Below are 11,848 nucleotides of genomic sequence, written 5' to 3' on the forward strand. Positions count from 1 at the left end.
TTTCCTCACACCTCTTTCCTTATCATATTTAATATTCTTTGTAACTATTGTTATTCTGCCTGGGTTAGATCATTGGCTTGCCTGGGTTAATGTGTAAAGATTAGCATAAAGCCCCTTTTGTTCTAACAACTCTTTGTGATTACCTCTTTCTGCAATACCACCTTCTGTTAATACAATAATGTCCTTGGCATTGCGTATGGTGGATAATCTGTGGGCAATTACAAAGGTGGTTCTGTTCTTGGCTAACCTTTCCAGGGATTCCTGTACCACTTTCTCACTTTCGTTATCTAATGCTGAGGTGGCTTCATCAAAGATAAGAATCGGAGGATTCTTTAAAAACACTCTGGCAATACTTAATCTTTGTTTTTGCCCTCCTGAAAGTTTAACTCCCCGCTGCCCAATGTAAGTATCATATCCATCCGGAAGTTCCATAATAAAGTCATGGGCATTGGCATTCATTGCCGCCTGGATTATTTCCTCCTCTGTTGCATCTAACTTACCATATCGTATATTCTCCATAACAGTTCCGGTAAATAAATATACATCCTGCTGTACAATACCGATATTCTTTCTAAGTGACTTTAATTTAATATCCCGGATATCCATTCCATCCAATGTTATGGTACCGCTGGATACTTCATAAAACCTGGGGATTAAACTGCACATGGTGGTTTTTCCTACACCGGAGGACCCTACCAAAGCAATATATTCTCCGGCTTCTACTTTCAGATTAATATTACGAAATACATCAGTAGTAGTTTCATTATATTTAAAGGAAACATTCTTAAATTCTATTTCACCTTTTACATTCTTTAAGTCCACAGCGTTCTTTTTATCTACAATATCCGGATTAATATCCATTATTTCCATAAAACGATCAAAACCGGTAATACCATTTTGAAACTGCTCTGTAAAATTAATCAGTTTTCGAACAGGCTCTATGATATTATTAATATAGAGTAAAAAGGTTAAAAGGTCACTAACCGCAATGGCTCCATCTGCAATTAGCAAACTACCCCCAATAATTACCGCAACACTGATCAGATTGGTGAATACACCAAGTCCGGAATGGAATGTAGCCATCTGCCAGTAACTGTTTCTTTTACTCTCTACAAATCGTTTATTTCCGGCATGAAATTTATCCAACTCCTGATTCTCGTTGGCAAAGGATTTTACCACACGAATTCCTGACAGGTTATCTTCTATTTGGGCATTAATTTCTGCAATTCTTTCCCTGTTTTTTCTAAAAGCACGATTCATCTTATTCTTCATGAAAAATGCAAATGCAAACATAATAGGTAAGAAAGTAAAAACAATTAATGTTAGGGGAAGATTGATATTAATTAAGATAATGAAAGCACCCACAAACTTAATGATGGATATTACAATGTCTTCTGGACCATGATGGCAAAGTTCCGTAATATCGAATAAATCATGAGTAATTCTTGCCATTAATTGACCAGTTTTCTGATTATCATAAAAGTTAAAAGATAATTTTTGATAATGTTCAAAGATGTCATTACGCATATCAAATTCTATATTAGCTCCCATCATATGGCCTTTGTATGCTATAAAGAAATTACACAACATCTCTAAAATAGCTAGCCCAAGCATCAAAAGTCCCAGTTTAATAATGGTATTCATTGCCTGGCTGATCTCATAGTTTCTCAGCAAATCATTGGTTATGTATCTTACTATTAAAGGATAAAGCAATGTAATACTTGCTGCCACTAAAGCGCAAAACATATCGGACAGAAAAAGTCCTAAATATGGTTTATAGTAAGATAAAAATTTCTTGGTCTTCCTGCTCATAACTCCTCCATTTTATCTATTTACTTGTTATATATAGCATGCAATCTATATAACACGTTATATAGATAACATAAGTTTTTCATGGAATATTTTTAATATTTTCATGGAATATTTTCCTTGGAATAATTCCTTTGGAATAATTCCTTTGGAATACATAGTATTTTATTGATTTTCCATTATAAATAATATGATATGTAATTTTTAATGGATTAATTAATTATCATAACATTTCTTTCCTGTTAAGGCAACTCAAAAGATTGAAAAAGAGGCTGTAACAGCCTCTTAAAATGTACGTTTTATCTTGATAATCTCCTGGATAAATCATATAAGTATTGGTCAATGTCTTTTTCCATAGATAGCGCTTCTTGTATATCAAAGTCAACAAATTTGCCATCTTTATGGGCTACAACACGTCTTGATGCACCTTTATAGAGCAGATCAACAGCATAAGCCCCCATAGTTGAAGCATATACTCTATCTCTGCAAGTAGGACTTCCCCCTCTTTGAATGTGGCCAATAATGGTAGCTCTTGTTTCAATGTCAGTAGCTTCTTCGATTCTTTTTGCCATTTCGTAAGAATCTCCAACACCTTCTGCATTAACAATAATATGGTGTTTCTTGCCGCTCTCTTTTCTTCTAATAATATTGTCTATAATACTTTGTTCATTATAATCGTATCTTTCGGCAATTAAAATATCTTCGGCTCCGTTGGCAATACCACACCATAAAGCTATAAATCCTGCATGTCTGCCCATTACTTCTATAATACTACATCTTTCGTGGGAAGTAGATGTATCTCTAACCTTATCGATTGCCTCCATAGCTGTGTTTACTGCAGTATCAAACCCTATGGTATATTCAGTACAAGCTATATCTAAGTCAATGGTTCCAGGTATTCCTACCGTATTAATTCCTCTTTCAGCCAGCTTTCCTGCTCCTCTAAAAGATCCGTCACCACCGATTACTACTAAGCCATCAATATTGTGCTTTCGACAAACTTCAGCACCTCTATTCTGGCCTTCTTCTGTGGTAAATTCTTTACATCTTGCTGTATATAGAATGGTTCCACCTCTTTGTATAATATCAGAAACATTTCTACCATCTAAATCAACAATATCTTCTTCTAATAAACCATTAAACCCTCTTCGTATCCCCTTAACTTTTAAACCATATCCCAAGGCAGTTCTTGTAACCGCTCTAATAGCGGCATTCATGCCCGGTGCATCTCCACCGCTTGTTAATATACCAATTGTACTAACTTTATTTGCCATAGTTTCCTCTTTCCTGTATACTTCAAGGTGATATACATTATAGATTGTTTGTTTACATTTGTATTTTAATGTTCAAATCTTCTATATTTTAATGCATTTTTCTAGCTTTTTCAATACTCTTTTCTACCACTTGAATATTGCTGTCTCCATATCTTTCTTTCAATTTCTTAATCAAGTCACTTTCCACATTAATATTCTTGCTTTGAGGAAGTTGTTTTATTGCTTTTTCACATTCTAAGTAGATGGTAACGGAATCATCACCATCAGATTGGCTCAATAATTCATATAAAGTTTGTTCATCTTTTACAAAATTATCTTTATTCGGGTATTTAATCCATACTTCTTTGGGAATGGCTTCAAAAGGTATTACATCACTGCATATTAATTTGGCTGGCTTCTCTTCTTCTGCCGTTACTTTCCCCCGTACAAAGACTTTTCTGTCTTCTTGCAATAATATTTTATATTTTTCATAGTCTCTTGGGAAGACGATAATTTCAACGGTACCTACTAAATCTTCTAATGTAATAAAAGCCATCATAGAATTATTTCTTGTGGTTTTTACCGTCTTGGAAACCACCATTCCTCCAATAGTTGCAAAAGCACCGTCCTTTGCTTTTGCTTCTCCGATTTCTTCATCAAGAGCAAAGTCCAAAGTAGAATTGGTGATATTCTTTTTTAATAAACCTTCATATTGGTCAAGAGGATGTCCGCTTACATAGATACCCATAACTTCTTTTTCAAATGCCAGAAGCTGTTCTGTAGAATACTCTCCTACATCTGGCATATTATTTTCATAGTCTGCTTTTTCTTCCTCTCCCACCAAATCAAAGAATGACAGTTGACCGCTTAAATTCTTCTTCTTATCCTGAGATACTTCATCTAATACCTGAATATAAATCATCATTAATTGCTTTCTGGTTCCTGGCAGGCTGTCAAAGGCCCCCGATTTAATAAAACTTTCTACGGTCCTTTTATTTACTTCCTTTCCGGATAATCTGACCGCGAAATCCTTTAGGCTGGTAAATTTGCCTTTACATCCACGTTCTTCCACAATTGCCTCAATCACTGGTTTTCCCAATCCTTTAATGGCAGAAAGTCCGTAGCGAATAGATCCCTTTGATACAGAGAATGTGCTATATCCTTCATTAATATCCGGAGGTAGTATCTCAATTCCCATCTGCCTGCAGGCATAAATATATTCTGCAACTTTTCCCGGATTATCAATTACCGAAGTCATAAGTGCTGCCATAAATTCTACCGGATAGTAATACTTTAAAAATGCTGTTTGGTAAGAAATTATCGCGTAAGCAGCAGCATGGGACTTGTTAAAAGCATACTTTGCAAAGTCTGTCATTTCATCAAAAATATGGTCGGCTACTTCTGCGGATATACCATTATTCACACAGCCCGGTATATTTTCCTCCTCATTGCCATAGACAAAGTTTTTACGTTCTTTTTCCATAACAGAGGCTTTCTTTTTAGACATAGCACGGCGTACCAAATCGCTTCGTCCATAGCTGTAACCTGCAAGGTCACGAACAATTTGCATAACCTGCTCCTGATATACAATACAGCCATATGTAGGAGATAAAATAGGCTCTAACTGGGGGCATTCATATATAATAGATTCCGATTCATTCTTTCCCTTAATGTATTTTGGTATAAAGTCCATTGGTCCCGGACGATACAAAGAAATACCTGCAATAATATCCTCCAGACTTTTCGGTTTAAGCTCCTTCATAAAGCTTTTCATGCCAGCACTTTCTAGCTGGAATATACCATCTGTTTTACCGGAAGAAATTAAATTAAATATATTTTTATCATCATAATCTATCCGATCCATATGTATTTTATTCGTATTGTCCCTGTCTGCTTTTTCATTTACCAATCTGACTGCGTTCTGAATAACGGTTAAAGTTCGAAGGCCTAAAAAATCCATCTTTAATAAGCCTAATTCCTCTAAAGTAGTCATAGTAAACTGTGTTGTTAAAGAATCATCAGAAGCACGTGACAATGGAACATATTCTACTACCGGTGCTTTACTGATAACCACACCCGCTGCATGCATAGAAGTATGTCTGGGCAATCCCTCTAAACGTAATGACATGTCAATTAAATATTTAATTTCTTCGTCGCTGTTGTATAGGTTCTTTAATTCCGGATTGGAGTTCAGGGCTTTTCCAATATTAATACCTACTTCTGTTGGTATCATTTTGGCAACCGTATCTACCTGGGCATAAGGAAGATCCAAAGCTCTTCCCACATCACGAATAACCGCTCTGGCTGCCATGGTTCCAAAAGTAACAATTTGAACCACCCGGTCTTTTCCGTATTTTTGTACTACATAATCAATAACTTCCTGCCTTCTTTCAAAACAGAAATCAATATCAATATCCGGCATGGTTAATCGTTCCGGATTTAAGAAGCGCTCAAACAACAGATTGTATCTTATGGGATCAATATCCGTAATCTCTAGACAATAGGATACAATACTTCCCGCCGCACTACCTCGTCCAGGTCCTACCATAATTTGATTATCTTTGGCATATTTGATAAAATCCCATACAATTAAGAAGTAATCTACAAATCCCATACCTCTTATCGTTTCAATTTCATATTCTAATCTTTCTTTTAATTCTGTAGAAGGATTCCCATATCTTCTGATTAAACCTTCTTCACAAAGTTTTTTCAGATATTCCAAAGCCGTAAAGCCAACGGGAACATCATATTTAGGAAGTTTATATTCACCAAATTCAATTTCCACATGACAGCGTTCTGCAATCATCTGAGTATTTTCCAGCGCTTCTTTGGCATAAGGAAATAAGGCTTCCATTTCTTCCGGTGATTTCAGGAAATATTGGCCGCCTTCATATCGCATTCTATTTTCATCGGAGACTTTTTTCTGGGTTTGAATACAAAGTAAGATATCATGTGCCTGAGCATCACTTTCCAACGTGTAGTGAACGTCGTTAGTAACCACTAATGGAATATCTGTTTCACTATGCATTCGCAGTAATCCTTGGTTTACTTGACTTTGTTCCGGTAAACCGTGATCCTGTAGCTCTAAAAAGAAATTATTTTCTCCAAATATATCTTTCAGCCGCAATGCTGCTTTTTTACCTTCCTCATAGAAGCCTCTGCGCAGGTTACTTGCAACTTCTCCTCCTAAACAGGCACTTAACGCAATGATACCCTCACTGTATCTGGACAGTATTTCATAATCCACTCTGGGTTTATAGTAAAAGCCTTCTATGAAACCGGTGGAAACAATTTTCATTAAATTGGAATAACCGGTATTATTCTCTGCTAATAAAACCAGATGATTATACCGGTCCTCCGAAGATGAATTCTCTCTATCATACCGTGAATTGGGCGCTACATAAACTTCGCACCCAATAATAGGTCTTATTCCCTCAGCAAGGCAGGCACGATAAAAATCAATGACGCCATACATTACACCATGATCAGTAATGGCAATACTGTCCATGCCCAGTTCTTTTGCTCTGGCTACCATTTCTTTGATTTTACCTGATCCATCCAGAAGACTGTATTCTGTATGTAGATGTAAATGTGCAAATTTCATTTTTACCTCCATGTTAACATATACTTTTTGGGTCATCTTAAGTTTTTAATTGAAGATTTCATTGACACAAAACTTTAAGGTTGAAAGTTCCTTTCAACCTGGTTCCTGTACCACTTTATTTCTAAAAATGGGGTCAGAAGACCCCTATTTCAGTGCCGGCCGATCCGGATCAATAACTTTGCTCAAATCAAATAAGTCAGCTAATCTTTCCGGAAATTGTAACATTGCCTGCCCGTCCAAAGGTCTTCTGGTCATTCTAACATATTCATCTTTTACCTGGATCCATGGAGATTTAAAAACACCGCAATAATAGTTAAAGCCTAAACTCTTTAAATAATTATATTTGTCGCTGGTATAACCGCTAACGCTCTCTTCTATATCTATTCCATAGGGGAAGATATAGACATCCGTAGGACCAATCAGGGAACCAACTTCCTCCATCCACCTGTCGGTGTCCGTTACCGTAAAGGTATAACTTGCCTTTCCCATATTTCTATGTCCATAACTATGAGAGGCGAATTCCCATCCCCACTCTTTTAGATTCTTTACAACTTCCTTAACCGTCTCTTTGTCTTCTTCGTAGGTAGGAGAAGTCTTATCGTTGGTACGATAGCCCAGAGTACCTTCATAACCGGTAAGTGCTAATATACCTCTGGCTCCTTTATAAGAAAAATCCGGATGTTCCGCAATAAATGTTTCCAAAACCGGAACCATATCATAATCTCCAACGGAAACAGTTCCGTCATCCATAATCATAGCAGTGGAAGGTCTGCCGTTTTCGTCAATGACAGCTTTAGAAGCAAAGCCGTCTCCAGTCATATATTCATAATAATTAACATCATCCTGTGACAGTACGAATGGCTTTTTATCAGGCGGAAGCATAATATCTCCGGAAACAAATTTTGTTGTACCGTCTTCTGCAGTTACCTGACGGGCTACATCATGGATACTTACCAAAACATAACCAGCTTCATACATCTGCTTCATCATTTCCTTGAATTCAGAAATGGTAGTCATATAATAATTATAGCCGTTGGAAGCATAATCTCCATCAAAGGCTTTGGAATTATCCGCCACTAAAGAATGAAAGAATACATGACTTATTTCATTGACGGATTCATATGCACCTAAAGGAACCAGTTTTTCCTTGTCTGCTTCATATTTTGCAATAGCATCCGTAAGTACCGTATGATTGGTATACCCTTCACCATATGACTTTATAGTTTCTATGGCTTTGTCATAATCATAACCCATTGCCAATAAGTCCGCTTCTTCCACTAGTTTTGAAATCTTTTCCTGTTGTGCTTTTTTCTCTTCTTCTAAACGCTTTTCTTCTTTTTCTTCCGGGGTTAAACCTTTATCTTTATCCCCTGGAGCATTTATGCCCCCTTGTGGTTGATTATTATTATTCTTCTTGAAATAACCTCCTTTTGCCAGGGCAAAGGTAAGAATACCGGCTATTGCTATAAAAAGTAATAAAAGCTCAGCAACAAGTATTGTTTTATATTTTCCTTTTTTACTTGTCTTTTTAACGTTGCTTTCCGCTCTATAATCATAGGAATTTGTTTTGTTCGTATATCCTTTTGTTTTGTTATCCACTCGATTTCCTCCTTCATGCATAAAATCCTGAAGAGAAGATGAAACCTGTCCAAAACACAATTGGTTCAGGTTTAAGGTTCTTTCAGGTATAATATAATTTATCAGTTCGTTTAATGTTGTCTGTTATGATCTATTATTCGCGATTCTTACTTAACATATGTATACAACATCACGTCTATCTTTTGTATAATATACCTTTGCTATAAAATATATTAATTGGTGTACACTTCTTTCATTATAGCATGAACCTTTTAATATTTCTTTACAAAATTATTAATTTTAAAAAAAGAGGTTATGCAAAATTTTCTATTTCGCGTCAACCTCTTTAGATAGTATATTCTCTTTAAAATATCCTAATTCATAATCATATGGAATCTATTTTGAACTTAAATATTTCTCGATATTATCAATAGCCGCCTGTTCATCAGAGCCTTCAGCTGAAACAGTAACTTCTTCACCTGCTGCTAAACCTAAGCTCATCATTCCCATAATACTCTTTGCATTGACTTTCTTATCATCACATTCTACATAGATAGCACTTTCATATTGGCTTGCAACCTGAACCAATAGAGCGACCGGTCTTGCCTCTAATCCTGTGGGAATTTTAATTGTTATTTTTTTCGATACCATAGTTTACTTCCTCCTTCTGTTTCCTAACATTATCTGCTAAAATGCTTAATTTCCTTAACCTGTGGTTGACACCTGATTTGCCTATAGGCGGATTAAGCAGAGCCCCCAATTCTTTCAGTGATGCTTCTGGATATTCAATGCGTAAAGATGCAACTTCCTCCAACCCCTCTGATAATTCACTGAAGCCAATCTGTTCCTTAATATATATTATATCATCAATCTGCTTGGTTGCTGCTTGCACCGTTTTATTAATATTGGCAGCCTCGCAATTCACTTGCCTATTAATGGAGTTTCTCATTTCTTTTAATATTCGGACATTCTCCAAATTCATAAGAGAAACATGTGCTTCCATTACATTTAATAGGTCAACTATTTGTGAACCCTCTTTTACATAGACAACAAAATGTTTCTTACGAATCACAATTTTTGCATCTATATTAAAGGTATTGATAATTTCTTGAATTTGTCTTGCTTTTGGTTCATTTGGTGCAACTATCTCAAAATGATAGGTCTTCTTTGGCTCACTCATGGAACCGGAAGCTAAAAATGCACCTCTGATAAATGCCCTTTTGCAGCAAGAATTCTGTATGACCAGATTATCTACTACAGATAAGTTTTCCATAATTTCTTTGTTTTCATCCATCAGCTTGGTAGCTTGTAAGATTTTAATAACTATGTCATGATCTACAATAACCATAGTATAGGTTTTATTCTTTTTCAGATAATTATTTTGTTTTACCGAGATTTCTGTATTTATTTTAAAGGTTTTTTTAATTAATGTAAAGTATTTTCTGGCTACCAACAGATTTTCCGTATGGAGTTTCAGAATATATCTATCATATTCAGATATAATAATGTTGCCGCATAAACTGATGATTGCTGCCAGTTCAGCTATCTGGCAGTGCCTTGCAGGACTAATCTGTTTTGATAATTCATCCTTTACGTCTCTGGAAAATGACATATTAATTTCCTTGCTCCTTTCAGAATCTAGAGACTTTGCTAGCTGTGCAATGTATCCTTCATAATATCTCTATGCTCCACCTTTAATCCATATTCAAGATGTTGCAGTCTAAGAGCCAGTTCATTGGCCAAGGTGACGGAACGATGCTTGCCTCCAGTGCATCCAATACTAATAACCAACTGATTTTTTCCCTCTGCGATATAATTTGGAATTAAAAATGTAATCATATCCTCAAGTTTCTTTACGAATACAGGAGCCATCTCTGATTTCATTACATAATCTTTAACATCTTTATCATTACCTGTCTTTGCTCTTAGCTTTGGAATATAGTATGGATTGGGTAAGAACCTTACGTCAAATACCAAATCAGAATCCATTGGTATTCCATACTTAAATCCGAAAGATAGCACGGTTATGAAAAAGTTATTGTATTTTTCATTTTTTAAATATATTTTATCAATTTGAACTTTTAATTCCCGAATTAGCAGTTGACTTGTATCTATAATAACATTGGCCTTTTTCTTAAGGAATTCCAGCTTGTTTCTCTCAGTTTCAATGCCCTGCTCTACTCGTCCTGCTCCGGATAAAGGATGTGTTCTTCTTGTTTCCTTGTAACGTTTTACTAATACTTCCGTACTAGCATCTAAAAACAGTATCTCGTACGGATATCCATCCATACTCATTAGGTCTAATACTTCATCCAGTTCTTCCAGGGCTTGTCCGCTGCGAATATCAACACCTAATGCTACTTTGTCGATATTCTGGGTTCCATTGAAGGTTAACTGGACTAATTTATAGATGAGTTGTATAGGAAGATTATCAACGCAGAAATATCCTGCATCCTCCAGCATTTTTAGTACTGAACTTTTGCCTGCTCCTGACATTCCTGTAACTACTACCAGTCTCATATAATTCTCCCATTCTGCCATCATCCCGCGAATTTGGGCCTTAGAACTAAAACTCACCCAAAAGTCTTACTTCCGGCTCTAACATGACTCCAAATTTATCAAATACAATTTGTCTTACTTCTGTAATCAGTGTCATAATATCAGCGGCAGTTGCTCCTCCTTTATTAATAACAAAGCCGCAATGCTTTTCCGATATTTGTGCATTACCCACCTGATAACCTCTAAGACCTGCATCCATAATTAATTTACCTGCAAAATATCCTTCCGGCCTTTTAAAAGTACTGCCTGCACTGGGATATTCCAAAGGCTGCTTGTCACGTCTTCTTTCGTTAAGGTCATCCATTTTATTTCTGATATCATCCTTATTACCTGGTTCAAATACAAAGGAAGCATCCAATACAATATAATTCTTTTCCTGGATAATACTTTTTCTGTATCCTAACTTCAAATCTTCTTTATTTAAATACATCATGCTGCCCGACTGATCAACTACCGTTGCTCCCATAATGGAATCTTTTATCTCCCCGCCATAAGCACCGGCATTCATAGTTACAGCTCCGCCTAAAGAACCAGGAATTCCGGAAGCAAATTCAAAACCTGTTAATTCATGTTCTGCTATTTTATTGGCTAATTTGGAAAGCAATACTCCTGATCCTGCCTGAACAAGATAGCGGGACCCATCATACTCTCTGACAACAATATTACTCATACATTGTCCGATTTTTATGATGGTGCCTTTGTATCCTTTATCACTAACCAGTAAGTTGCTTCCATTCCCTATTACATAAAAAGGCATGTTCTTTTCACACAAAACTTTAACCAATGCAGCTACCTGATGGTTATTCTCAGGCAGAAGAAGAAATTCTGCCGGGCCGCCTATCTGAAAAGTGGTGTGCTTTGCAAGAGGTTCTTCTATCAATATTTGCTCATCTCTTAATATATCCTTTAGTGTCTGATAAAAATCCTCATTCAACTTTATTTCCTCTTTCTATATAAACTGCTATTAGCCTATTAACGCTAATATTTACATATTCCCAATATTATATGCCGAAACTTACTGGCAGTATACCATCCAAAACTACAC

General features: G+C 36.1%; 8 protein-coding genes. All 8 read right to left on the reverse strand.

Annotated elements, in window-relative coordinates; genetic code table 11:
- Positions 1-69: 69 nt before the first annotated feature.
- Positions 70-1,812 carry an ABC transporter ATP-binding protein gene (locus BM183_RS05095; RefSeq protein ID WP_091684955.1) on the reverse strand — a complete coding sequence of 581 codons (1,743 nt, stop codon included), beginning with the start codon at positions 1,810-1,812 and terminating at the stop codon, positions 70-72.
- A gap of 296 nt (positions 1,813-2,108) precedes the next feature.
- Positions 2,109-3,083, reverse strand: coding sequence for a 6-phosphofructokinase (gene pfkA, locus BM183_RS05100; protein ID WP_091684957.1), 975 nt, complete (start codon positions 3,081-3,083; stop codon positions 2,109-2,111).
- Between the two features lie 88 nt (positions 3,084-3,171).
- Complete coding sequence (locus tag BM183_RS05105; RefSeq protein ID WP_091684959.1) at positions 3,172-6,666, reverse strand: DNA polymerase III subunit alpha; 3,495 nt, start codon at positions 6,664-6,666, stop codon at positions 3,172-3,174.
- 144 nt (positions 6,667-6,810) lie between these two features.
- On the reverse strand, positions 6,811-8,265 hold the full coding sequence (locus BM183_RS05110) for a polysaccharide deacetylase family protein (protein ID WP_242960858.1): 1,455 nt from the start codon (positions 8,263-8,265) through the stop codon (positions 6,811-6,813).
- Between the two features lie 375 nt (positions 8,266-8,640).
- Entirely contained in the window at positions 8,641-8,895 is a 255-nt protein-coding gene (locus BM183_RS05115; RefSeq protein ID WP_091684960.1) for an HPr family phosphocarrier protein, read from the reverse strand.
- Positions 8,870-9,856: a DNA-binding protein WhiA gene (gene whiA / locus BM183_RS05120; protein ID WP_091684962.1), complete on the reverse strand. Its 987-nt coding sequence runs from the start codon at positions 9,854-9,856 to the stop codon at positions 8,870-8,872. The genes BM183_RS05115 and whiA overlap by 26 nt, the downstream gene beginning before the upstream one ends.
- Before the next feature lie 38 nt (positions 9,857-9,894).
- Positions 9,895-10,764, reverse strand: a complete 870-nt coding sequence (rapZ, locus tag BM183_RS05125; RefSeq protein WP_091684964.1) for an RNase adapter RapZ — start codon at positions 10,762-10,764, stop codon at positions 9,895-9,897.
- Positions 10,765-10,810: 46 nt separating this feature from the next.
- On the reverse strand, positions 10,811-11,737 hold the full coding sequence (gene murB / locus BM183_RS05130) for a UDP-N-acetylmuramate dehydrogenase (RefSeq protein WP_091684965.1): 927 nt from the start codon (positions 11,735-11,737) through the stop codon (positions 10,811-10,813).
- Positions 11,738-11,848 lie beyond the last annotated feature (111 nt).

Source organism: Anaerocolumna aminovalerica (genome assembly GCF_900115365.1).
Lineage (GTDB): Bacteria > Bacillota > Clostridia > Lachnospirales > Lachnospiraceae > Anaerocolumna > Anaerocolumna aminovalerica.

Coding starts and splice junctions, on each gene's coding strand:
- rapZ (WP_091684964.1), bottom strand. CDS start 10,764: ATGAGACTGGTAGTAGTTACAGGAATGTCAGGAGCAGGCAAAAGTTCA.
- BM183_RS05105 (WP_091684959.1), bottom strand. CDS start 6,666: ATGAAATTTGCACATTTACATCTACATACAGAATACAGTCTTCTGGAT.
- pfkA (WP_091684957.1), bottom strand. CDS start 3,083: ATGGCAAATAAAGTTAGTACAATTGGTATATTAACAAGCGGTGGAGAT.
- BM183_RS05095 (WP_091684955.1), bottom strand. CDS start 1,812: ATGAGCAGGAAGACCAAGAAATTTTTATCTTACTATAAACCATATTTA.
- BM183_RS05115 (WP_091684960.1), bottom strand. CDS start 8,895: ATGGTATCGAAAAAAATAACAATTAAAATTCCCACAGGATTAGAGGCA.
- whiA (WP_091684962.1), bottom strand. CDS start 9,856: ATGTCATTTTCCAGAGACGTAAAGGATGAATTATCAAAACAGATTAGT.